This is a genomic window from Streptomyces sp. NBC_00096 (assembly GCF_045041305.1).
GTDB lineage: Bacteria > Actinomycetota > Actinomycetes > Streptomycetales > Streptomycetaceae > Streptomyces.
The window spans coordinates 4,737,234-4,760,502 of sequence record NZ_CP108221.1; the positions used below are offsets into that span (position 1 = coordinate 4,737,234).

General features: G+C 73.5%; 20 protein-coding genes. 11 read left to right on the forward strand and 9 right to left on the reverse strand.

Annotation, left to right across the window (positions count from 1 at the left end):
* The first annotated feature begins 232 nt into the window (after window positions 1-232).
* The 4 genes from ppdK (at window position 233) to OG904_RS20835 (ending at window position 5,650) form a co-directional block, all read left to right on the forward strand.
* On the forward strand, window positions 233-2,941 hold the full coding sequence (gene ppdK, locus OG904_RS20820) for a pyruvate, phosphate dikinase (protein WP_405493113.1): 2,709 nt from the start codon (window positions 233-235) through the stop codon (window positions 2,939-2,941).
* Window positions 2,942-3,435: 494 nt separating this feature from the next.
* A complete protein-coding gene (locus OG904_RS20825) occupies window positions 3,436-4,509 on the forward strand; it encodes an ArsR/SmtB family transcription factor (RefSeq protein ID WP_405493115.1) in 1,074 nt (357 codons plus the stop codon).
* 153 nt (window positions 4,510-4,662) lie between these two features.
* Complete coding sequence (locus OG904_RS20830; protein WP_405493117.1) at window positions 4,663-5,130, forward strand: group III truncated hemoglobin; 468 nt, start codon at window positions 4,663-4,665, stop codon at window positions 5,128-5,130.
* A 112-nt stretch (window positions 5,131-5,242) separates the two neighbouring features.
* Complete coding sequence (locus tag OG904_RS20835) at window positions 5,243-5,650, forward strand: VOC family protein (RefSeq protein WP_405493119.1); 408 nt, start codon at window positions 5,243-5,245, stop codon at window positions 5,648-5,650.
* Window positions 5,651-5,717: 67 nt separating this feature from the next.
* Here OG904_RS20835 and nirD read toward each other — a convergent pair whose 3' ends face one another.
* The 3 genes from nirD to OG904_RS20850 are packed head-to-tail and all read right to left on the reverse strand — an operon-like array spanning window position 5,718 to window position 10,416.
* On the reverse strand, window positions 5,718-6,053 hold the full coding sequence (gene nirD / locus OG904_RS20840) for a nitrite reductase small subunit NirD (RefSeq protein ID WP_405493121.1): 336 nt from the start codon (window positions 6,051-6,053) through the stop codon (window positions 5,718-5,720).
* Entirely contained in the window at window positions 6,050-8,593 is a 2,544-nt protein-coding gene (gene nirB, locus OG904_RS20845; RefSeq protein WP_405493123.1) for a nitrite reductase large subunit NirB, read from the reverse strand. Before nirB ends, nirD begins: the two co-directional genes overlap by 4 nt.
* Window positions 8,594-8,595: 2 nt before the next feature.
* Window positions 8,596-10,416, reverse strand: a complete 1,821-nt coding sequence (locus OG904_RS20850; RefSeq protein WP_405493125.1) for an FAD-dependent oxidoreductase — start codon at window positions 10,414-10,416, stop codon at window positions 8,596-8,598.
* 167 nt (window positions 10,417-10,583) lie between these two features.
* On the opposite strand from OG904_RS20850, the gene OG904_RS20855 reads away from it, so the two are divergent.
* From OG904_RS20855 to OG904_RS20875, 5 genes are all read left to right on the forward strand, one after another.
* Window positions 10,584-11,882, forward strand: a complete 1,299-nt coding sequence (locus tag OG904_RS20855; protein WP_405493127.1) for a ferric reductase-like transmembrane domain-containing protein — start codon at window positions 10,584-10,586, stop codon at window positions 11,880-11,882.
* 144 nt (window positions 11,883-12,026) lie between these two features.
* Window positions 12,027-12,410, forward strand: a complete 384-nt coding sequence (locus tag OG904_RS20860) for a hypothetical protein (RefSeq protein WP_405493129.1) — start codon at window positions 12,027-12,029, stop codon at window positions 12,408-12,410.
* Window positions 12,411-12,446: 36 nt separating this feature from the next.
* Entirely contained in the window at window positions 12,447-13,223 is a 777-nt protein-coding gene (locus OG904_RS20865; RefSeq protein ID WP_405493131.1) for a sulfite exporter TauE/SafE family protein, read from the forward strand.
* Window positions 13,224-13,244: 21 nt separating this feature from the next.
* Window positions 13,245-14,186 (forward strand): class I SAM-dependent methyltransferase, encoded by a 942-nt coding sequence (locus OG904_RS20870; protein ID WP_405493133.1) that lies wholly within the window; start codon window positions 13,245-13,247, stop codon window positions 14,184-14,186.
* Window positions 14,183-14,695: a hypothetical protein gene (locus OG904_RS20875; protein ID WP_405493135.1), complete on the forward strand. Its 513-nt coding sequence runs from the start codon at window positions 14,183-14,185 to the stop codon at window positions 14,693-14,695. The genes OG904_RS20870 and OG904_RS20875 overlap by 4 nt, the downstream gene beginning before the upstream one ends.
* Here the strand turns inward: OG904_RS20875 and OG904_RS20880 are convergent.
* Window positions 14,692-16,167 carry an MFS transporter gene (locus OG904_RS20880; protein WP_405493137.1) on the reverse strand — a complete coding sequence of 492 codons (1,476 nt, stop codon included), beginning with the start codon at window positions 16,165-16,167 and terminating at the stop codon, window positions 14,692-14,694. The genes OG904_RS20875 and OG904_RS20880 overlap by 4 nt on opposite strands.
* Window positions 16,168-16,269: 102 nt before the next feature.
* On the opposite strand from OG904_RS20880, the gene OG904_RS20885 reads away from it, so the two are divergent.
* Entirely contained in the window at window positions 16,270-16,950 is a 681-nt protein-coding gene (locus tag OG904_RS20885) for a helix-turn-helix domain-containing protein (protein ID WP_405493139.1), read from the forward strand.
* Here the strand turns inward: OG904_RS20885 and OG904_RS20890 are convergent.
* The 4 genes from OG904_RS20890 to OG904_RS20905 form a co-directional block, all read right to left on the reverse strand.
* Window positions 16,843-17,463, reverse strand: a complete 621-nt coding sequence (locus OG904_RS20890; RefSeq protein ID WP_405493141.1) for a class F sortase — start codon at window positions 17,461-17,463, stop codon at window positions 16,843-16,845. The genes OG904_RS20885 and OG904_RS20890 overlap by 108 nt on opposite strands.
* A 129-nt stretch (window positions 17,464-17,592) precedes the next feature.
* Entirely contained in the window at window positions 17,593-18,141 is a 549-nt protein-coding gene (locus tag OG904_RS20895; protein WP_405493143.1) for a hypothetical protein, read from the reverse strand.
* A 326-nt stretch (window positions 18,142-18,467) separates the two neighbouring features.
* Window positions 18,468-19,763, reverse strand: coding sequence for an ATP-binding protein (locus tag OG904_RS20900; protein WP_405493145.1), 1,296 nt, complete (start codon window positions 19,761-19,763; stop codon window positions 18,468-18,470).
* Window positions 19,760-20,473: a hypothetical protein gene (locus OG904_RS20905; RefSeq protein ID WP_405493147.1), complete on the reverse strand. Its 714-nt coding sequence runs from the start codon at window positions 20,471-20,473 to the stop codon at window positions 19,760-19,762. The genes OG904_RS20900 and OG904_RS20905 overlap by 4 nt, the downstream gene beginning before the upstream one ends.
* A 373-nt stretch (window positions 20,474-20,846) precedes the next feature.
* On the opposite strand from OG904_RS20905, the gene OG904_RS20910 reads away from it, so the two are divergent.
* Window positions 20,847-21,254 (forward strand): gamma-glutamylcyclotransferase family protein, encoded by a 408-nt coding sequence (locus OG904_RS20910; RefSeq protein ID WP_405498151.1) that lies wholly within the window; start codon window positions 20,847-20,849, stop codon window positions 21,252-21,254.
* Between the two features lie 54 nt (window positions 21,255-21,308).
* On the opposite strand, the gene dnaG is transcribed toward OG904_RS20910, so the two are convergent.
* Window positions 21,309-23,234, reverse strand: coding sequence for a DNA primase (gene dnaG, locus OG904_RS20915; RefSeq protein ID WP_405493149.1), 1,926 nt, complete (start codon window positions 23,232-23,234; stop codon window positions 21,309-21,311).
* Window positions 23,235-23,269 lie beyond the last annotated feature (35 nt).

The following is a 23,269-nucleotide window of genomic DNA, read 5'->3' on the forward strand; positions in this document are numbered from 1 at the left end:
CAAATGTATCGATGATCGCTCATCCGAGCGTGAACAAGCCTCGGTGGGCCTCTCTCCCTTCGGGAGGTGAAGGCGCTTCGTAGGTTTTAGCTACTCATCAGTTACATTCGATCTGCTGGTAGGCGGGTGGTTACGGCCACATGACCGCCAAGTGGACGTACCCATAAGCCTTCGATCTGGGTATGTTCCTGGCCGTCAGGGCAGCCACCCGAGCCTCGAGGAGTCGAGACCCGTGTCGGAAAACAAAGATCAGAAGTTCGTCTACGACTTCACCGAGGGCAACCGCGACCTCAAGGACCTTCTCGGCGGCAAGGGTGCGAACCTCGCCGAGATGACCAACCTCGGTCTGCCGGTCCCTCCCGGCTTCACCATCACCACCGAGGCCTGCAAGGTCTACCTCGACAGCGGCGAGGCCCCGGCCGAGCTGCGCGAAGAGGTCAGCGCGCACCTCGACGCCCTCGAGGCGAAGATGGGCAAGAAGCTCGGCCAGTCGGACGACCCGCTGCTGGTCTCAGTGCGCTCCGGCGCCAAGTTCTCGATGCCCGGCATGATGGACACGGTCCTCAACATCGGCCTCTCCGACGCGTCCGTGACCGGCCTCGCCACGCAGGCCGGTGACGCGCGCTTCGCGTGGGACTCGTACCGCCGTCTCATCCAGATGTTCGGCAAGACGGTCCTCGGCGTGGAGGGCGAGCTCTTCGAGGACGCCCTCGACGAGGCCAAGGCCGCCAAGAAGGTCACGGTCGACACCGACCTCGACGCCGCCGACCTCAAGAAGCTCGTGACGCGCTTCAAGAAGATCGTCGCGAAGGAGGCCGGCCGCGAGTTCCCGCAGGACCCCCGCGAGCAGATGGACCTCGCCGTCGAGGCGGTCTTCAACTCCTGGAACACCGACCGCGCCAAGCTCTACCGCCGCCAGGAGCGCATCCCGAGCGACCTGGGCACCGCGGTCAACATCTGTTCCATGGTCTTCGGCAACCTCGGCCCCGACTCGGGCACCGGCGTGGCCTTCACCCGCGACCCCGCCACCGGTCACGCGGGCGTCTACGGCGACTACCTCCAGAACGCCCAGGGCGAGGACGTGGTCGCGGGCATCCGCAACACCGTGCCGCTCGCGGACCTGGAGGCCATCGACAAGGCCTCGTACGACCAGCTCATGACGATCATGACGACGCTGGAGAACCACTACAAGGATCTCTGCGACATCGAGTTCACCATCGAGCGCGGCCAGCTGTGGATGCTCCAGACCCGTGTCGGCAAGCGCACCGCGGGCGCCGCGTTCCGCATCGCCACCCAGCTCGTGGACCAGGGCCTGATCGACGAGGCCGAGGCGCTCCAGCGCGTCACCGGCCACCAGCTCGCGCAGCTGATGTTCCCGCGCTTCGACGAGGACGCGAAGACCGAGCTGCTGGGCCGCGGCATCGCCGCCTCCCCGGGCGCGGCCGTCGGCAAGGCCGTCTTCGACTCCTACACGGCCGTCAAGTGGTCCCGTTCCGGCGAGAAGGTCATCCTGATCCGCCGTGAGACCAACCCGGACGACCTGGACGGCATGATCGCCTCCGAGGGCATCCTGACCTCGCGCGGCGGCAAGACCTCGCACGCCGCCGTCGTCGCCCGCGGCATGGGCAAGACCTGTGTCTGCGGCGCCGAGGAGCTCGACGTCGACACCAAGCGCCGCCGCATGACGGTCGGCGAGACGGTCATCGAAGAGGGCGACGTCGTCTCCATCGACGGCTCCACCGGCAAGGTCTACCTCGGCGAGGTACCGGTCGTACCCTCCCCGGTCGTCGAGTACTTCGAGGGCCGCATGCACGCGGGCGCCGACGACGCCGACGAGCTCGTCGCCGCCGTGCACCGGATCATGGCCTACGCCGACCGCGTGCGCCGGCTGCGCGTGCGCGCCAACGCCGACAACGCCGAGGACGCGCTGCGCGCCCGCCGCTTCGGCGCCCAGGGCATCGGCCTGTGCCGCACCGAGCACATGTTCCTCGGCGAACGCCGCGAGCTGGTCGAGAACCTGATCCTCGCGGACACCGACAAGGAGCGCGAGGCGGCACTCAGTGCCCTCCTGCCGCTGCAGAAGAAGGACTTCGTCGAGCTGTTCGAGGCGATGGACGGACTGCCCGTCACCGTCCGCCTGCTCGACCCGCCGCTGCACGAGTTCCTGCCCGACATCACCGAGCTGTCGGTGCGCGTCGCCCTCGCCGAGTCCCGCAAGGACGCCAACGAGAACGACCTGCGCCTGCTCCAGGCCGTCCACAAGCTGCACGAGCAGAACCCGATGCTGGGTCTGCGCGGCGTCCGCCTCGGCCTGGTCATCCCCGGCCTGTTCGCCATGCAGGTCCGGGCGATCGCCGAGGCCGCGGCCGAGCGCAAGAACGCCAAGGGTGACCCGCGCGCCGAGATCATGGTCCCGCTCGTGGGCACCGTCCAGGAGCTGGAGATCGTCCGCGAGGAGGCCGACCAGGTCATCGCCGAGGTCGAGGCCGCCACCGGCACCACGCTCAAGCTGAGCATCGGCACCATGATCGAGCTGCCCCGCGCCGCCCTCACGGCCGGCCAGATCGCCGAGGCCGCGCAGTTCTTCTCCTTCGGCACGAACGACCTGACCCAGACGGTGTGGGGCTTCTCCCGCGACGACGTCGAGGCCAGCTTCTTCACCGCCTACCTGGAGAAGGGCATCTTCGGGGTCTCGCCCTTCGAGACCATCGACCGCGAGGGCGTCGGAGCGCTGGTCCGCAGCGCCGTCGAGGCCGGCCGGGCCACCCGCCCCGACCTCAAGCTCGGCGTCTGCGGAGAGCACGGCGGCGACCCCGAGTCCGTGCACTTCTTCCACGAGGTCGGCCTCGACTACGTCTCCTGCTCGCCGTTCCGGATCCCGGTCGCGCGCCTGGAGGCCGGCCGGGCCGCCGCCGAGGCGAAGGGCAGCGACAGCCGCTGACCCCTCCGCGGCCCTGATGCCAGGGCCCCACTGACCGCGCCTGCCCCCGGGTTCCCTGACATCCGGCGGCAGGCGCGCCTATTTTCCCGGCTGTTCCGGCTGTTCCGGCCGTTCGCAGGCCGTTCCCGGGCCTTCCCGGTGCTTCCCGTGCGTTCCGGTCCGTTCCGGGCCGATCAATATTGGTTCAATGTTGTTCCAGATGCCTTAACGGCAACAAGCGGTGGACGGATCCCCACCCGTCCACCGCCTGCCGCCAATCCGCCGGACACGTCGGCGCTTCCCGGTGCGACCGACCGCCAGGCCCCGCAAAGCCCCCCACGGCCTTCGCGGAGCGTTTCGGTCGCGCCGGAGTGTGCCCGGCGGAGTACAGGATTTCGGTTGTCACGCCCCCGCCGAAAGGGGTTTCAACTGTGGCTGAAAGGCCATGGTGACCACGTGTGACGGCGTGCATACTCATAGGGCGGGGGGATTGCGGTTGCACAGGTGGGGGTTCGGTGCTGCGTATCCATTTCACTGGAGTGGACCTGGCACGCGTAAGGATGGCAGTGCGTCCCGATGCGTTGTGGGAAACGATTCTGAGTTTTCACCGTTTAAGAGACCGGCGTGATACGAGGCTCTTCGGTGATTGGCGTACGGAAACCCGGAGCAGGTTGAATGGTGAAACACGACTTCTCGGCGCGCTGATACCGAGCCGCGGATATTTCCCCGATTTCCTGACCCCCGTCGAGGGTCAGTACGGGTGGGACCTGGGCCTCGACGCGCTGCGCGGGATACACCCCGAGCGGATGCGCCGCGAGCTCGTGCTGCTCGGCCGGGGCGCGGCGGGCGGCTCCGGCATGGCCGCGGCCTTCGGGATGCCCCCGACGGCCGGCGGCGGCTCCGAGGCCCTGGTGCCCAGGCGGCTGCGGGACCTCATGGAGGGGGTCACCACGCACCTGCCCCGGCTCCTCAGCGAACTGCGGGGCTACCACCGGGCGGCCGTGGAGCCGTACTGGACCCACATCCAGGCCCAGATCGAGGCCGAGCGGGCCGCGCGCGGCCGGGCGCTGCTCGACGGCGGAGCGGACGAGCTGCTGGCCTCGCTGCCGCCGATGCTGCGCTGGCGGGCCCCCGTGCTGGAGTGCGACTACCCGGTGGACCGTGACGTACGGCTACGGGGGCGCGGGCTGCTGCTCCAGCCGTCCTTCTTCTGCCGGCGCACCGCCGTGACCCTGCACGATCCGGAGCTGCCGCCGGTGCTGGTCTACCCGGCCGCGGCCGAGCTGGCCTCAGCCCAGGCCGGCTGCGAGGCGACCCGGCCCGCGGAGGAGCGGCGCCGGCACCGCCAGCACACCCTGGGCAAGCTGGTCGGGCACACCCGCTCGGTGGTGCTGGAGGCGATCGGGGACGGGGCCACCACGAGCGAGCTGGCCCGCCGCGCCGGGGTCTCGCTGGCCTCCGCGAGCCAGCACGCCGGGGTGATGCGGGAGGCCGGCCTGGTCACCACCCTGCGCCGGGGAAACGCCGTCCTGCACACGGTGACACCGCTGGGGGCCGCGCTGCTGAAGGGCGGCGCCGTGGCCTCGTAAAGGCGACCGCACCCCGACCGCCCGGCAATTCCACGGGGTGCGGCATTCCCCCGGGGGGATTCGAAGGAAATCGGGGCCGCGCGCCCGCAAAGGTGACGTATCGCGGGACTTTCTACCCTGGGGCGGTTCCGGGTGCGGGAGGATGGTGGTGCCATGAGCCACCACGCCGACGATGCAGACATCTCCGGCCGCGCCGACCTCGAGGTCGTGCTGCGCCGCTTCTACACGGCGGCCTTCGCCGACCCGCGGATCGGGCCGTTCTTCACCGAGATCGCCGGTACCGACCTCGACGTGCACCTGCCCCGGATCACCGATTTCTGGGAGCGGGCCCTCTTCCGCAGCGCCGACTACCGGCGCAACGCCTTCGCCCCGCACGCGGCCCTCCAGTCGGCCCGCGCGATGACCGCGGAGGACTTCGGCCGCTGGGTGCAGCTGTGGCACGCCACGATCGACGGGCTGCACCGGGGGCCCAACGCGGAGCGGGCCAAGGCGCAGGGCGAGCGGATCGCGCTGACCCTGCACAAGCGGCTGGCCGGCGCGGACGCGGAGCTGCTGCGCGGCGGGACCGCGCTGGGCTTCATCCCCCTGGCGGCCCTGGAACTGCGCTCGATGCCGTCCTGACCTGCGGTGATCGGATTCCGCAAAAAACTTCGCGGGGGAGCGATGAGTTTCCCGGGAGCCCCCGGTCTACCTCTCGAAAGCAACGGAACGCGCCGAGAGAAGAGAGACCCCGATGTCCTCCACCATGATCTTCGTCAACCTGCCGGTCAAGGACCTTGAGGCCACCAAGACCTTCTGGAGCAAGCTCGGCTACACCTACAACGCCCAGTTCACCGACGAGAACTGCGCCTCGATGCCCATCACCGACTCGATCGTGGCCATGTTCCTGACCGAGGCCCGGTACAAGGACTTCACCCACAAGGACATCGCGGACGCGACCAAGACCTCCGAGGTGCTGCTGTGTCTGAGCGCCGAGAGCCGCCACGCCGTCGACGAGCTCGTCGACGGGGCCCTGGCGGCCGGGGCCACCGAGCACCGCCCGGCCCAGGACCACGGCGTCATGTACGGCCGCGCCTTCGACGACCTCGACGGGCACACCTGGGAGATCATGTGGATGGACCCGGCGATGATCCAGGGCTGATCCAGGGCCGGTCCAGGGCTCATCCGGGGCCGGTCCGCGACCGGTCTGAGGGCCGGTCCGGGGCCGGTCAGCAGGAGGTCGCGGCGGTCCGCACCGGGTAGGTCCGGACCGCCACCTCCTCGTCGTCCAGGCAGTGCCCCGACTCCAGGTCGAAACGCTGCTTCAGCAGCGGCGAGGCCACGAAGGCCCGCCCGGAGGCCGAGCCGACCAGCCCGCGCGAGAGCACCTGGGCCCCGGTGAAGGGGTCGCGGTTGCCGATGGCGTACGGGCGCCCCGCGCGGTCGACGAACACGGCGGCCTGGCTCCCGTCGGGCAGCAGCGCCGCCACCCCGCGCCCGGGGACCAGCTCGGACAGCTCGCACACGGTGAGCCAGCCCGACTCCACCTGCAGTTCCACGGTCATCGGGCGCCTCCCAGGGGTTCCAGGGTGAGGACGGTCAGGTCGGGCTTGACCTGGCCGCGTTCGGGGACGAAGCGCACGCTCGGGTCGGGTGCGCCCGGAGCGTTGACGAAGGACACGAACCGGCGCAGCCGCTCCGGGTCCTCCAGGGTCTCGGCCCATTCGTCGCGGTAGTGCGCCACGTGGTCGGCCATCAGGGCCTCCAGGTCCGCGCACAGCCCGAGCGAGTCGTGCACGACCACGTCCCGCAGGTGGCCGAGGCCGCCCTCCAGCCGCTCCAGCCAGGTGGAGGTCCGCTCCAGCCGGTCGGCGGTGCGGATGTAGAACATCAGGAACCGGTCGATGAGCCGGACCAGTTCGGCGTCGGACAGGTCCTGCGCCAGCAGATCGGCGTGGCGCGGGGTGGCCCCGCCGTTGCCGCCGACGTAGAGGTTCCAGCCACCGGCCGTGGCGATGACCCCGAAGTCCTTGCTCTGCGCCTCCGCGCACTCGCGGGCGCAGCCGGAGACCGCCGACTTGAGCTTGTGCGGGGCGCGCAGGCCCCGGTAGCGCAGCTCCAGGTCGATGGCCATGCGCACCGAGTCCTGGACCCCGTAGCGGCACCAGGTCTGGCCCACGCAGGACTTCACGGTTCGCAGGGCCTTGCCGTACGCGTGCCCGGACTCGAATCCGGCCTCCACGAGCCGGGCCCAGATGCGGGGGAGCTGGTCGACTCCGGCGCCGAAGAGGTCGATGCGCTGCCCGCCGGTGATCTTCGTGTAGAGGCCGAAGTCGCGGGCCACCTCGCCGATGACGATGAGCTTGTCGGGGGTGATCTCGCCGCCGGGGATGCGCGGGACGACCGAGTACGAGCCGTTGCGCTGCATGTTCGCGAGGAAGTGGTCGTTGGTGTCCTGGAGGGCGGCCTGCTCCCCGTCCAGGACGTAGCCGCTCGCGCCGAGGGTGGGGGCGAGCGAGGCGATGATCGAGCCGACGGTGGGCTTGCAGACCTCGCAGCCGTCGCCGCCGCGCGCCTCCTGGCGGCCGTGGCCGTCGAGGAGCTGCTCGTACGAGGTCACGCGCAGGGTGCGGACGATCTCGTAGAGCTCGGCCCGGGTGAAGGGGAAGCAGCCGCACAGTCCCTTGTCGGCGGCGGCCGGCATCAGCTGGCCGATCACCTTGAGGCAGCTGCCGCACCCGGTGCCCGCCTTGGTGCACTTCTTGACCTCGGGCACGGTCGTGTGGGCGGTGATGGCCTTCTTGGTGACGTTGTGGCAGGAGCAGATCACCGCGTCGTCCGGGAGCGAGGCCGGGCCGAGGGCCACGGGGGCGCCGGCCCCGGCGGGCAGCACCAGCTGCTCGGGGGTGACGGGCGGTACCGAGCCGGTGAGCGGGCGCAGTAGGCCGTAGGAGTCGGCGTCGCCGACCAGGACGCCGCCGAGCAGGACGCCTTCGGCGGAGACGACCACCTTCTTGTAGACGCCGGAGCGGGAGTCGGAGTAGACGACGTCCAGGCTGCCGGGCGTGGCGCCGTGCGCGTCGCCGAAGGAGGCCACGTCCACGCCGAGGAGCTTGAGCTTGGTGGAGAGGTCGGCGCCGGTGAACTCCTTCGCGCGGCCCAGCAGGTCCTCGGCGGCCGTCTCGGCCATCTCGTAGCCCGGCGCGACCAGTCCGTAGACCCGGCCGTCGGCGGCCAGCGCGCACTCGCCGATGGCGTAGACGTGCGGATCGGAGGTGCGGCAGTGGGCGTCGACGGCGATGCCGCCGCGTTCGCCGACGCTCAGGCCGGACGCGCGGGCGAGCTGGTCGCGGGGGCGGACACCGGCGGAGAAGACGACCAGGTCGGTGTCGACGGTGGAGCCGTCGGACAGCTTCATGCCGCTGACCGAGCCGTCCTCGCCGGTGAGGACCTCCTGGGTGCCGACGCCCGTGTGGACGGTGAGCCCCATGTTCTCGATGGTGCGCAACAGGGCCGCACCGCCGCCCTCGTCGATCTGGACGGGCATCAGCCGGGGCGCGAACTCCACCACGCGGGTGGCGAGCCCGAGGCCCTTCAGCGCGCCGGCGGCCTCCAGGCCGAGCAGGCCGCCGCCGACCACGGCGCCGGTGGTCCGGGTCTTGGCGTACTCCTCGATCGCGAGGAGGTCCTCGATGGTGCGGTACACGAAACAGCCCGGGGCGTCCTTGCCGGGGACGGGCGGCACGAAGGGGTAACTGCCGGTCGCGAGCACGAGCACGTCGTACGGGAACACGCGCCCCGAGCGGGAGGTGACGGTGCGGGCCTCCCGGTCGATGGCCTCGGCGGGGTCGTCGAGGTGCAGGGCGATGTTGTGGTCCGCCATGAAGGAGGCCGGGGTCAGGGAGAGGTCCTCGGGGGTGCTCCCGGAGAAGTACGAGGTCAGGTGCACGCGGTCGTAGGCGGGCCGGGGCTCCTCGCAGAGCACGGTGATCCGGTGCGTGGCGGTGGCACCCCGCTCGGCGAGGGCCTCCAGGTAGCGCTGGCCGACCATGCCGTGGCCGATGAGCACGATGGCGGGGGTGGGCGTGGGCGTGGCTGCGGCCATGATCAGGAGCCTCCGTCGTCGGTGAGCAGGTGGAACAGGTCGGTCAGGCCGTGCGCGTCGGTGAGGGGGGCGCCGTCCTCCCAGCTGCGGGCGAGGGCGCCCACGCTGGAGAGTTCGCCGAGCAGCACCCCGCCGACGAGGCGGTCGCCACGGACGACGACCTTGCGGTAGGTGCGGCGGGTGGCGTCGGTGAGCCGGACCACGTCGTCGCCGGGGCGCGGGGTGGTCTCGCCGAAGGCGGCGAGATCCAGGGGGCGGTCGCCTCCGGCGGTGAGGGTGAGGCGGGTCAGGGCGCGGGTGCCGGTGTAGGTGGACGGGGTGCAGGGTCCCTGGTCGGGGTCGGGGCCGGGGTCGGGGCCAGTGGGGGTGCCGGTGCCGGTGCCGGTAGCGGGGGTCGGGGGTGGGGCGGTGGTGATGCCCCGGCCGGTGCCGAGGAGGACCTTGGCGAGGGCCTCGGCCTGCTCCAGGGCGGGGCCCGCCAGGCCGTACACCCGGCCCGCGTGTTCGGCGCAGTCGCCGATGGCGTGGATGCGGGGGTCGCTGGTGCGGAGCTCGTCGTCGACGACGATGCCGGTGCGGACCTCGAGGCCGGCGGCCAGGGCGAGGCCCGTGCGGGGGCGGACGCCGCAGGCGAGGACGACGACGTCGGCGTCGAGCCGGTAGCCGTCGGCGACCTCGACCCCGGTGACCCTGCGGGCCGCTCCGGGCACTGCCCGGCCCCGCGCCTCAAACGCAGGCGGGGCCGAAAACCCGGGGCTCCGCCCCGTACCCCGCGCCTCAATCGCCGGCGGGGCTGGATTTTGGCTGGCGTCGGCCTGTACGTGCGGGCTGCTGGGCTGGGTTGGCGGTTGGGCTGCCTGGTTCGGCCCGGCACTCTGCGCCTCAATCACGGGCGGGGCTGGATTTCGGCTGGCGTCGGCCTGTACGTGCGGGCTGCTGGGCTGGGTTGGCGGTGGGGCTGCCTGGTTCGGCCCGGCACTGCGCGCCTCAAGCGCAGGCGGGGCTGGATTTGGGCTGGCGTCGGCGGGCTGGAGTGCCGGTGGGGCGATTTCAGCCCCGCCGGCGATTGAGGCGCGGGGTCCGGGGCGGAGCCCCGGCAGCGGAGCCGCGGGGGGCTGTGTCGGGCCTGCGTGCAGCGGGACTGCGGAGGTTGGCGGCGGGCCCGCGTCCAGCGGAGCCGCGGGGGCTGTCGACAGGCCGCGGACCCGGCATTCCGTGTGGATCTCCACACCCAGGTCGGTCAGGTGCGTCCGCAGGAGTGCCGAGGCGTCCGCGTCGAGCTGGCGTTCCATCAGGCGCTCGCCCTGCTGGGCCAGGACGACCTGGGCGCCGCGTTCGGCGAGGGCGCGGGCCGCCGAGACGCCGAGGAGCCCGCCGCCGATCACCACCGCGCGCACGCCGGGGCGTACGGCCGCGGACAGGGCCAGGCAGTCGTCCATGGTGCGGAACGCGTGCACCCCGGAGGGGAGTTCGCGGCCCTCCGGTTCGAACAGGCCGCGGAGGGCCGGGAGGACCGGGTTCGATCCCGTGGCCAGGACCAGGGTGCCGTACGGCTCGACCGTTCCGTCGTCGCAGTGCACCACCTGCTCCGCCCGGTCGATCCGGACCGCCCGCACGCCCCGGCGCAGGGCCGGGCCGGCGGCCGGGAGGGCCGTCACTTCCGGCGCGTACCGGCCGGCCAGGACCTCCGCGAGGAGGACCCGGTTGTACGGGACGTGCGGCTCCTCGCCGAGGACGCGCACGTCCCCGCCCAGCCGGGCGGCGAGCCGCAGGCCCGCGAGGCCGCCGCCGATCACCACCACGCGTTGCTGTTCCGAGGTCATGACACGAGCGTGCGCGGCCGCTGTTTCCCCACGGCATCGCCTCTGTTTCCCGGACGGAACGCCGACCTCAGCGTCCGGGTTAAGGGTCCGTGAGGCGGTCCTCAAGGCGGCCTTAAGGATCAATCAGGGAGGCCGGGGAGCCGCCGGACCGCCTTAGCGTGGCCCGCATGCAGCGAGACATGGCGGTTCGGGTCAAGGGCGGAATGCTCGGCGGGGCGGGGACCGTGGCCCTGCTGTGGGCCGCCCAGGTGCGGCCGTCGGCCCGGCTCGACGCGCTGTTCGCGACCGCCGCGCACCTGTCCGGCCTGCTCGCCGGGTACGGGGTCCTGGTGCTGCTGTTCCTGATGGCCCGGGTCCCCGCCGTCGAGCACGGGGTGGGCGCCGCCCGGCTCGCCCGCTGGCACGCGCTGGGCGGCCGTCACGTGCTGCTGCTGTGCTTCGGGCACGGGCTCTTCGCGCTGTGCGGCTACGCCGTGCACGAGGGGGTCGACGTGCTGTCGGCGGTCCGGGAACTGCTCGGATACCCCGCCCTGGCCGCGGCGGTGGCCGGGACCGTCCTCCTGGTCGCCGTCGGCGCCACATCGGCCCGCTCCGTACGCCGCCGGGTCTCGTACGAAACCTGGCGCGGGGTCCACCTCCTGGTGTACCTCGCCGCCGCCCTCGCCTTCGGGCACCAGCTCGCCGGACCCGACCTGGGGCCCGTCGCCTGGTTCTGGGCCCTCGCCCACGCCGTCGTCGCCGTCCTGCTGCTCTGGTACCGCGCCGTGGTGCCCGTACGCCAGGCCCTGCGGCACGCGCTGCGGGTCGCCGAGGTCCGGGTGGAGGGGCCCGGGGTGGTCTCCGTCGTCGTCTACGGGGAGCACCTCGCGGAGCTGCGCGCGGAGCCGGGGCAGTTCCTGCGCTGGCGGTTCCTGCGGCGGCGGCTGTGGCACACCGCGCTGCCGTTCTCGCTGTCGGCGCCGGTCCGCGGGAACACCCTGCGGATCACCGTGAAGGGGCTCGGCGGCCACTCCCGCAGGATCCGCCGGCTGCGCCCCGGCACCCGGGTCATCGCCACCGGGCCGTTCGGGGCGCTCACCGCCGCCCGGCGGACCCGGCCCAAGGTGCTGCTGATCGCCGGTGGGGTCGGGATCACCCCGCTGCGGGCGCTGTTCGAGACCCTGCCCGGCGGGCCGGGGGAGATCACCCTGCTCTACCGGGCCGGAGCCGAGGAGCAGCTCGTCCTGCGCTCCGAGCTGGAGGCCATCGCCGCCGGACGGCAGGCCGGGCTGCACTACCTGCTCGGGCCCTCGGGCGCCGCGTTCGATCCGCTGGCTCCGCAGGCGCTGGCCGAGCTGGTCCCGGAGCTGGCCGAGCACGACGTGTACCTGTGCGGGCCGCCCGGAATGGCGGACGCCACCCAGGCCGCCCTGCTGCGGGCCGGGGTGCCGGCCGGGCGGATCCATTCCGAGTGCTTCAGCTTCTGAGCCCGAGGCCGAAGCTCCTGCGCCCGACCCGGCCCCGAGCCAGGTCCGAGCCCGCCCCCGAGCCAGGTCCGAGCCCGGCCCCGAGCCAGGCCTGCGCCCGACCCCGCCCCGAGCCCCCTACCGCCTCCGAGAGGTCGCCGCACCATGCGTCACCCGCTGCACGTCGCCCTGTCCGTGTCCCAGGCGTACCCGGCGTACCTGGCAGCCCCGGCGTACCCGGCGTACCCGGCGTACCCGGCATCTCAGGCCTACCCGGCGGCCCCGTCGTACCCGCCGTTCGGGGCCGCCGCGCCGCCCGCGCCACCGGTCGCCGCCCGGCACCGCAGGCCCCGTACCTCCCCGGTGCGGGTGGCGCTGGCCGCGCTGGTCTCCGTACCGCCCGCGCGGCGGCTCGCGGCCGGGCTCGGGCTGGCCAGTGTGCTCGCCGCGAGCGTGCTGACGGTCGCGGTGGAGCCCTCGGCGCCCGTGGCCCCGGACCGGGCGCCGGCCAGGCGAAGCTCAACGTTCGCGCAAGTTTCCGGGGATTGATGGCCACTGCACCCACCCCTTCCATAGGGTCGGGGCGTGCCTGACATATCGACAACCATGATCATCGTGCTGTGCGTGGCCGCCGCGACGGCCGGCTGGATCGACGCCGTCGTGGGCGGGGGCGGCCTGCTCCTCCTGCCCGCCCTGCTCCTCGGGCTGCCGGGCGCCCACCCCGCCACCGTCCTCGGCACCAACAAGGCCGTGGCCATCGTCGGCACCTCGGGCGCCGCCGTGGCGTACCTGCGCCGGACCCCGGTGGACGTGAAGCTCGCCGTCCGCATCGGCCTGGCCGCGCTGGCCGGCTCCATGGGCGGGGCCGCCCTGGCCGGCGGCATCAGCAAGGACGCGCTGCGCCCGATGATCATGGTGGTCCTGGTGGTCGTCGCCGCCTTCGTCCTCTTCCGCCCCGCCTTCGGCGCCGCTCCGGGCGCGGCCCCCGCCGGCCGCCGCCGCGTGCTGCTCACCATCGGCCTGGCCGGGCTCGGCATCGGCTTCTACGACGGCCTCATCGGGCCCGGTACCGGCACCTTCCTCGTGCTGGCGCTGACCGCCCTGCTCCACCTCGATCTGGTGACGGCCTCCGCCACGGCGAAGATCGTCAACGTGTGCACGAACGCCGGGGCGCTCGCCATGTTCGCGTACCAGGGCATGGTGCTCTGGCAGCTGGCCGGCCTGATGGCGGTGTTCAACCTGGCCGGCGCCATGGTCGGCGCCCGGATGGCCCTGAAGAAGGGCAGCGGGTTCGTGCGCGGAGTCCTGCTGACGGTGGTCGGCGCCCTGGTGGTCAAGCTGGGCATCGAACAGTGGGGCTGACCTGGGGATAAAGTTCTGGTCGTGCCCCACCTCGAAATATCCGACCTGATCACCGTCACCGACCCGCTCAGCGGGGCCCGGCTGCCGGTGCGCCGGGGCGACGTGGTCCGCCGGCTCCAGGAGTCCGGGGACCCGCGGGCGGCCCGCATCGTCGCCGGGCTGCCGGCCGGCGCGGACGACGTGCTCGACCCGTTCGCCGTCGACCGCCTGATGATCGGCGTCCACACGGAGATGCAGCGGCTCAGCGAGGAACTGCGGATCGGCGAACGGCTGGTGCACGTGCTCGGCCCGCTCTTCGAGGCCATCCGCGAGATCGCCGGCCGCCGCGGCCGCTTCCGGCTCGTCGACATCGGCTCCGGCCTCGGATACCTCGTCCGCTGGCTCGCGGCCACCGGCGCCCTTGGGCCGAACGTCGAACTGATCGGAGTCGACCTCGACGCGGCGCTGGTCGCCGAGGCAGACCGGCTGGCCCGCGCCGAGGGGCTCGACTGCCGGTTCGTCCACGGCAACGCCTTCGACCTCCCGGAGGTCGCCACCGTCTACGTCTCCACCGGGGTGCTGCACCACTTCCGCGGGCCCGCGCTCGCGGAGTTCTTCGAGGCCCAGGCCGACTCGCAGGCCCTCGCCTTCTGCCACTTCGACATCGCGGCCACCCGGCTGGCACCCGTCGGCGCCTGGATGTTCCACCGCGCCCGGATGCGCCATCCGCTCGGCCGCCATGACGGGGTCGTCTCCGCCCTGCGCGCCCACACCGACGAGACCCTGCTGAGCGCCGCGACCGTCCCCGGCATCCGGGCGCTGCTCTACGAACCCAGGGGCCTGTCCAACCCCTTCTGCACCACCCTGCGCCCGGTCCTCGGCATCCGGCCGTACCTGGAGGACCCGCTGCGCCTGGCGCTCGGGCGCGCCTCCCGCCGGCTCGTGGGCGCGGAGCAGCTGGGCCGGGCCGGGGCCGCGCGGTGAACCCGGTCCTGCCGCTCCTCGCCCTCGGTCTGCTCGACGCGGCGTTCAGCGGGTTCCGTGCCTTCGCCGGCTGCGACGCCCGGATCCGCAAGCACCGGGCCGTCGTCCGCGCCGCGCTGCGCGGCCTGGCGGTCGGCGCCGTCCTGCTGCTCGCCCCCGCCCTCACCGCCGGAGCCGTACTGCTGACCGCCGACGATCCGGACCGGGCCTACGGGACCCTCGCCGACGGCGGCGTCGGCTTCCTCGTCCCGCTCGGGCTCTACGCGGCCGCCGTCGCCCTCTCCCTCTTCGCCTACTTCGCCCTGCCCTTCCGGGCCAGCACCCTCGCCATGGTCGTCGGGCTCGGCCCGCTGACCCTGGCGCGGCCCCTGTTCCTGGCCGTCGCCTGCGCCGGAGCGCTCGTCGCCGGGGGCGGCTGGACCTCGCTCCTGGTCGGCGCAGTGGCGGGCACGGCGGTCCTGTGCGTGGAGCCGTTCGTACACCGCCGCTGGTACGCGCCGCCGTACTAGGCCGTCTCTTTCGGATCTCGTCGGCCGAGCCCGCGGTACCAGGCGTCGCGGGCCCGGCACGATCCGAAAGAGACGGCCTGGTGCTGTGACCGGGACGCGCGTGCCACGACGAGGAGGAACAGTCCGCAGGCCGTCACGAGCAGCCAGCCCGGACGGGACGCGTGGGCCAGGCCGGCCGGGGCGACGCCCGCGGCCAGACCGCCGGCCACGGCGATGCCGACCGCCGAGCCGACCTGGCGGGCGGTGGAGGTGATGGCCCCGGCCACCCCGGCGCGGGACGGCGGCAGACCGCTGACCGCGGTATTGGTGATCGGCGCGTTGGCGAAGCCGAACCCGATGCCGATGAGCAGGTACGCGAGCAGCAGCAGCGGGACGGCGGTGTCCCGGCCCAGGCTCACCATGCACAGGCCGCCCGCGGCGGTGAACCCGCCCGCCAGGAGGAGCGGACGCCGCGGTCCGGTGCGCCCGGTCAGGCTGCCGGACCACGGTGCGCACAGGGTGGCCCCGAGCGCCATGGGCAGGGTCGCCGCACCGGCCGCGAGCGGGGTCCAGCCGCGGGTCTCCTGGAGGTAGAGCGTATTGAGCAGCAGGGCCACGTTCAGCGCGGCGAACAGCGATACGGCGCCCAGCACCGCCGAGGCGAAGGGCGGCCGCCGGAAGAGCCCGAGGTCCATCAGGGGCTCGCTCCGGCGGAGCTCCACCCGGACGAACCCGGCCGCCGCCGCCACGGCGAGGGCGTAGCCGCCCAGTGCGCCGGGCGAGGTCCAGCCGATGCGGGGCCCTTCGATGAGGACGCCGACCGAGACGCACAGGGCGGTCGTCAGGAGCAACTGGCCGGGCAGGTCCGGCCGCCGGGAGCGCGGGGCGCGGGACTCCGGTACGAACACCGCGACCAGGACGAGCGCGGCGACGATCACGGGCGCGTTGATCCAGAACACCGACCGCCAGCCGAACGCCGCGATGAGGCCCCCGCCGACGACCGGACCCGCCGCCATGCTGAGCCCGAAGACCGAGGCCCACACGCCGATGGCCCGGGCCCGCTCCCGCGGGTCGGGCATCGCGTTCACCACGATGGCCAGCGCCACGGGGCTCAGCATCGAGGCGCCGACGCCCTGGACGGCCCGGGCCGCGACGAGAACGCCGAGCGAGGGGGCGAGGGCGCAGGCCAGCGAGGAGAGCCCGAAGACGATCAGCCCGCACCGGAACACCCGACGGCGCCCGAAGCGGTCCGCGAGGGCGCCGGAGGCCATGAGGAGGCTGGCCAGGGCCAGGGTGTAGGCGTCCACGACCCATTCCAGACCGCGGGTGCCCACGCCCAGACCCCGTCCGATCACGGGCAGGCCCACGTTGACGATGGTGGTGTCCACGCCGATGAGGAACATGCTCAGCGCGCAGACGGCCAGGACCGTCCACCGCCGCCGCGTGCTCAGGACCGGCCCCGCTGCCGGGATCTTCGTGCTCGTGCCGGTCATGGGTCCGCCTTCGGTCCGGGATCGGGGATCGCCTACGGGCCCATGCTGGGAGCGGGGGGCGGTAGCGGCCCAGGAAATTTGCCGGTACCGCAAAATGGACCCATGGGCCCCCTGGACACCGAACTGGCGGAGACGCTCGACGGCATCGGACCGCGGCTGCGAACACTGCGGCGCGACCGCGGCCTCACCCTCGAGACGCTCGCGCGCGACACCGGGATCTCCGTGAGCACCCTGTCGCGCCTGGAATCGGGCAAACGGCGCCCGACGCTCGAACTGCTCATCCCGCTCGCGCGGACGCACCGCGTCGCACTGGACCAGCTGGTGGCGGCCCCGGTCACCGGGGACCCGCGCGTCCACCTGAAGCCCCACCGCAGGGAGCGGGGGAGCGTCCTGGTGCCCCTGACGCAGTACCCGGGCCGGGTGCAGGTCTTCAAGCAGGTGCTCGCGCACCGCGAACCGAAACTCGTGACCCACGCCGGCTACGAATGGCTCTACGTGCTGGCCGGCGAGCTCCGCCTGATCATCGGCGAACGCACCTTCACCCTCCGCCCCGGCGAGGTCGCCGAGTTCGACACCGGCGAACCCCACTGGTTCGGGCCCGCCGAGGGGAACGAGGTGGAGATCCTGCACCTGTTCGGCCCCCGGGGAGACCAGGCGGTGGTGCGTACCGGCCCGTCAGTACGTGCCCGTGAGGTGGGCGAAGACGACCACGTTGCCCCGGTAGCCGGTCCGCTGGGAGAAGCCCCCGCCGCAGGTGATGACGCGGAGCTCGGCGCGCGGTGAGGGCCCGTACACGCGGGAGTCGGGGAACGCGTCGGCGTCGTAGACCTCCACCGCGTGGACGGTGAACACGGCCGTACGCCCGTCAGCGCGGTCGATCTCCAGCAGGGCTCCGCGGCGCAGCGCGCCGAGGTGGTAGAAGACCGCCGGACCGGCGGCGTCGTCCACGTGCCCGGCGATGACCGCGGTACCGGTGGCGCCCGGGGTGGTCCCGTCGCGGTACCAGCCCGCCAGGTCCCGGCGGGCCGGCGGCGGTACTTCGAGCCCGCCGTCGGCCCGGAGCCCGAGCCCGGTGAGCGGGGCGTCCACCCGGATGGACGGGATCCGGATGCGGGTGGGCGGGGAACCGGGGAGCGCGGCGATGGCCGCGGGGTACTGCGTGTGGGCGCTCAGCGCCTCGCCGGGGGAGGGGGTCGGGGGGCGGACCGGCTCACTGGAACCGCTGCCGACGAGCCAGACTCCGATGCAGGCGGCGAGTGCGACGAGCCCGCCGCGGCGGGCACGGCTTGCGTCCATGCGGGCCCCCGTGTGGCTCGGTTCGGTGGCTGAGCCGTCGCCCGGCCCCGCGAACGGGGGGGACCTCGCGGGGCGGGCGACGGGGGACGGTACCGGTCGGACCGCGGCCGGAGCCGCGGTGGGCGTCCGTCAGCTCTGCGTGCCGCTCGCCCGGCGACGCAGGAGCCAGGTACCGCCGACGGCGGAAGCGGCCAGCACTGCCACTCCCACCGCGATCTTGGCGGGGTCGGTGGTGGTGGTCGTGCCACCGCCCACCCCGGTGCGCACGTGGCCCTGGGGGCCGCGGTCGTGCTCGGTGACGACCAGGTCGCCGGTGGCGAACTTGCCGTTCGCGCAGGTGGCGCCGATGCCGTAGGTCCCGGGGTGGGCGGTGCGGGAGACCTGGAACTGCCCCACGACCACCTCCTTGTGGGTACCCGGGGTCAGCTTGAAGCGGCCGCCTCCGACGGTGGACGCGTCGCCCTCGGCGTGACTGCCGGAGCCGCAGGCGCTCGTGTTCACCGTGACGGTGGTGCCGGGGGTGGCCGACTTGGGCCAGACCTCCAGCGGGGCGAAGTCGCCGGCGGCGAAGCTCGCCGTGCCCAGGTCCGCGGCGGCGACCGCGCCGGCCACCGGGCCGGTGAACGCGGCGGCGGTCAGCGCGGTGGCGGTGAGCACGTGGGCGGTGCGTCGACGCATGGGGGGTCTCCTGTGGACACGGGGTCGTGTTTCCGAGGTAACCCGGGAGGTCGGCGGAGCGCCTGCTGATGTGGTGTCAGATTGGCTGCGGGGTGGCGGGCGGCGTGGCGTTTTCGCAGGTCGGGTGGTGTGGGGAGCCATCCGTGGAGACCCACCCCGTCCGGGTGACGGTCGGGTGCCGGGTGCCGGGTGCCGGGCAGCGGGCGGCGGGCGGCGGGGGGTGGGGGGTGGGTGCGGAGGGTGGGTGCGGGGGGTCGCCGCAGCGCGGGATGGTCCCCCAGCCGCCCTTCGCCCGTTCCCCGGGGCTCCGCCCGGGACCCCGCGCCTCAAACGCCGGCGGGGCTGGATTTGGCCGGGGGGAGGGTGATTGTTGCGGAGGCGCCGCGGGGGGTGGTGTTGGTCAGGGTGACCCTGGCGCCGATGACCTGGGCCTGGCCCAGGGCGATCGTCAGGCCCAGGCCCGTGCCCTGGCCGCGTTCCTTCGCACCCGTCAGGAACCGCTGCGGTCCGTCGCGCAGCAGGGTCTCCGGGAAGCCCGGCCCCTGGTCGCGGACCGTCACGGTGTTCCCGGCCACCGTCACGGTGATCGGTGCCCGGCCGTGCCTGCGGGCATTGGCCAGCAGGTTCGTCAGGATCCGCTCGAAGCGTCGCGCGTCCGTGCGGACGCGGTCCGTGCCGTCCGCCCCCGCCACCCGCGCCTCGACCCCCGAACGCCGGGTGACGGATGCCGCCAGCGGGCCCAGCGCGTGCGTGTCCAGCTGTGCCTCCTCCCGGTCCGCGTCCAGCCGGGCCACCTCCAGGAGGTCCTCCGTCAGGGTGCGCAGCGCCGAGACCCGGTCGCGGACCAGCTCCGTCGGCCGGCCCGGGGGGAGCAGCTCGGCGGCGGTGTGCAGGCCGGTGAGCGGGGTCCGCAGCTCGTGCGCCACGTCCGCCGTGAAGCGCTGCTCCGCCACCAGCCGCCGCTGCAGGCTCTCCGCCATCGTGTCGACCGCCGAGGACAGCTCGGCCACCTCGTTGCGGGTCCCCGGCACGCCCGACGGGCCGATCCGCGCGTCCAGTTCGCCCGCGCTGATCCGCCGGGCCGTCTCGGCGGCCGACCGCAGGTCCTTGCTCAGCCGGCTGGCGAGCGCCGCCCCGCCGATCGCCGCGAGGGTGACGACGATGGCGCCGGAGGCCATCAACTGCTGGTCCAGATCCGCCAGTTCCGCCTGTTCGGCGACCAGCGACCGGCGTACGGAGAGCACTTGGTCCCCGCCGACCGGCCGGGCGGCCCACACCGCCGGGTGCGGGCCGTCCAGGTCGAGATAGGTGGTGCGCTGCCCGGAGAGGGCCGCCCGGCGCAGCGGCTCCGGGAGGCCGGGGCAGTCGATGCGCGCATCGGCCTCGCCGACCTTGTCGAAGTCCAGCTGGCCCGTGAGCTCGTAGACCTGCCGTACGCGGACCAGCTGCTGGACGGCGCTCTCGCGTGCCGCGTCGGCGACCTGGCGGACGCGGGCCTCGTGGATCAGGACGCCGATGGTGAGCGCGACGAGCGAGCAGCCGACGGCGAGCAGTGCGGAGATCTTCCAGCGCAGCCCGAGGGCGTGCAGGAGGCGTCGGCAGCGGAGCAGGGCGCGTTTCACCGGGTGCCGGAGTCCTTCCTGGTGGGGGACTCGGAGCCGGAAGGCTTCGGGGCCGGGCACCCGGTGGGGCCCCCGGACGAGACGGAGTTGCCGAACTGCCGCTCGTCGCTGAGGACGGTCATCCGTCGGCCGTCCCAGTGGTAGCGGACGGCGTGCGCGGAGCCGTCGTCGTCGGCGGTGCGGATCAGCAGGTCGTTGCCGAGGATCTGGGGGCTCATCCGGCGGCCGCTGGTGAACAGGATCGGGACGATCTTCCCGTCGGCCACCGTGTAGACGCTCAGCAGCGAACGCCCGGTCGGGCTGTCGCCGGCGACGATCAGCTCGGGCTCCCCGTTGCCGGTCAGGTCCGCGAACCGGGCCGGCCGGACCCCGGCCCGGCCCGGGCCCTCGATCCTCCCCGCGTTGCCGAACTGCTTCATCGCCCTGTCCGCGCGCAGCACGGCCATCACGTCGACCTTCTCGATCCCCCCGGGCCCCACGGCGGGGGCCCCCTCCAGCGGCTTCGGCGGTGGCATCCGGGTGGCAACGGGGCTGCCGCCGGAGGTCGCCGAGCTGGTGCTCCACAGGGGCCACAGCGGTTTGGGCTGCGGCTGGGAGGAGACGGGCGGCGCGGCCTCGCTCTGCCCGAGGCCCCCGGGCGCGGCGCAGCCGGCGAGGGCGGCGCAGAACAGGGAGGCGGCGGCGAGGCGGCTGCGGATCGGTCGATTCATGGTGGGCGGAACCGTCGGGTGGGGGGCGGGGGCGGCGGTCAGAGGGGGCCGGGGAGGAGGCAGACTGACGATGGACGGCGTCGGTCGCGGGCGTCGGTCACAGGCGTCGGTCACGGGCGTCGGGCGGGCGTGCAACAGCGGTGCGTACGGCGGCTCGTGCCGCCGGGGCCGGGACTTCCGGCCCGGCTCCGGCCGGTCGATGGCCCGGCGGACAGCTCAGTGTGAGTCGAGGGAGGGCGGCATGACATCGGCCGATCGGCCGGAAGGCCACGGCGGAAGTACGATTCCGCACGCGCACGAGCCGGGGCACGAGCCGGCGCACGAGCCTGGGCACGAGCCGGGACACGAGTCGGCGCAAGCGCCGCCGGAAGAGCTGCCGTTCTTCGTGTACGGGACCCTGCGCCCGGGCGAGGTCAACCACGACCTGTTCCTGCGCGGCCGCACGGCCGCCGAGGAGCCCGCCCGCCTGCCCGGTGCGGCGCTGTACGACGGCCCCGGGTACCCGTACGCCGTGGACCGCCCCGGCTCCGCGATCGCCGGGGAGCTGATCACCCCCGTCCCGGGGGCCTACGGGGAACTGCTCGTCGCGCTCGACCTGCTGGAGGAGTACGAGGGCCCCGGGAGCCCGGGCAACGTCTACGACCGCATCGCCCGCGAGGCCCTGCGCCCCGACGGCACCCCGGTCCGCGCCTGGGTCTACCTGGCCGCCCCGCCCCTGGCCCGCCGCCTCGCCCGCTCCGGTACGGAGATCCCGGGCGGCGACTGGCTGCGGCGGCGCTGAGCCGTCACGGGGACGGCTGGGGCGCCATCGCCCGGCGGCTCGCCGGGCCCGGGCCTACAGGCCTTCCGCACCCCGGTTGCGCAGCCGCTGGCCGTACTGCTGGAGGACCCACAGCTCCTCCTGGACCGCCGCCAGCTGTTCCGGCGGGGTCTGCGGGCCGAGGCGGGCCATCGTGCCCTGGACCTCGTGCACCCGGCGGTCGACGGCGCGCAGCCGCACCTGGACCAGCTGGACCCCGGCGTAGATCTCGTCGACCGTCTTCGCGTGGATGGCCTCGACCGCGAGCTCGGTGACCAGCGAGCGGACGGTGTCGTTCGGCGCGGCCTCGCGGACCCGGGTCAGGTAGTCCTCGGTGCCCAGCGAGGTACCGCCGGCGTCCTGGACGGCCTGGCGGACGGCCTGGTAGGGCGGGGCGGTGAACTCGTCGATCCCGTAGGCGTCGAAGGCGGGGGAGACCAGGGCCGGCCGCTGCAGGGCCAGCTTGAGCAGCTCGCGCTCGGTGCGGTGGGCCGGGCTGCGCAGGTTCAGCGCGGGACCGCCCGCCGGGGCGGCGGCGGGCGCGGGCGCGGCCTCGTAGGAGGACCGGCCGCGGCCCTGCTGCGGTCCGCCGCCGGGTCTGCCGGGTCCGCCCTGGCCGCCGCGGTCGCGCGCCCAGCGGGCGAGCTGCGCGACGCGCTTGACCACGAACTGCTCGTCGCGGATGCCGAGCATGCCGGCCAGCTGGACCGCGGACTCGTGCTGGATCGCGATGTTCTTGATGTTGGCGACGACCGGCGCGGCCTCGTCCAGCGCGGCCGCGCGGCCCGCCGGGTTCTCCAGGTTGTGCCGGGCCACGATGTGCCGCAGCGCGAACTCGAAGAGCGGGGTGCGGGCCTCGACCAGTCCGGCCACGGCGGCGTCGCCCTGCGCGAGGCGCAGGTCGCACGGGTCCATGCCGCCGGGGGCGATGGTGATGGAGGTTTCGGCGGCGAACTTCTGGTCGTCCTCGAAGGCCCGCAGCGCGGCCTTCTGCCCGGCCGCGTCCCCGTCGAAGGTGAAGATCACCTCGGCGGTCGCGTTGTCCATGAGCAGCCGGCGCAGGATCTTGATGTGGTCGCCGCCGAAGGCGGTGCCGCAGGTGGCGATCGCGGTCGTGACCCCGGCCACGTGGCAGGCCATGACGTCGGTGTAGCCCTCGACGACGACGGCCCGGGAGGTCTTCGCGATCTCCTTCTTGGCCAGGTCGATGCCGTACAGCACCTGGGACTTCTTGTAGATCGCCGTCTCGGGGGTGTTCAGGTACTTGGGGCCGTTGTCGTCCTCGCGCAGCTTGCGCGCGCCGAAGCCGACGACCTCGCCGCTGATGTCGCGGATGGGCCACATGAGCCGGCCGCGGAAGCGGTCGATGGGCTTCCCGCTGCGGCTGTCCTGGGCCAGGCCCGAGGTGATCAGTTCCTTGTCGGTGAAGCCCTTGCCGCGCAGGAAGCGGGTCAGGTGGTCCCAGCCGGCCGGGCTGTAGCCGACGCTGAAGTGGGCGGCGGCGGCCTGGTCGAAGCCGCGCTCGGCCAGGAACTTGCGGCCGATCTCGGCTTCGGCGCCGCCCAGCTGGTCCACGTAGAACTCGGCCGCGGCCTTGTGGGCCTCGACCAGCCGGATGCGCTCGCCGCGGCCGCTGGTGCCGGCGGTGTAGCCGCCCTCTTCGTACCGCAGGGTGATGCCGGCCTGGCCGGCCAGCCGCTCGACCGCCTCGGAGAACGAGAGGTGGTCGATCTTCATGATGAAGTCGAGGGTGTCCCCGCCCGCCTGGCAGCCGAAGCAGTGGTAGAGACCCTTGCTGGGGCTGACCTGGAAGGACGGGGACTTCTCGTCGTGGAAGGGGCACAGGCCCTTGAGGTTGCCGCCGCCCGCGTTGCGCAATTGGAGGTAGTCGGAGACCACGGCGTCGATCGGGACCGCGTCCCGTACCGCCTTCACGTCGTCGTCGTTGATCCGTCCTGCCACACGCGCAAGTCTACGGGCGGGGAACGACAATCCCG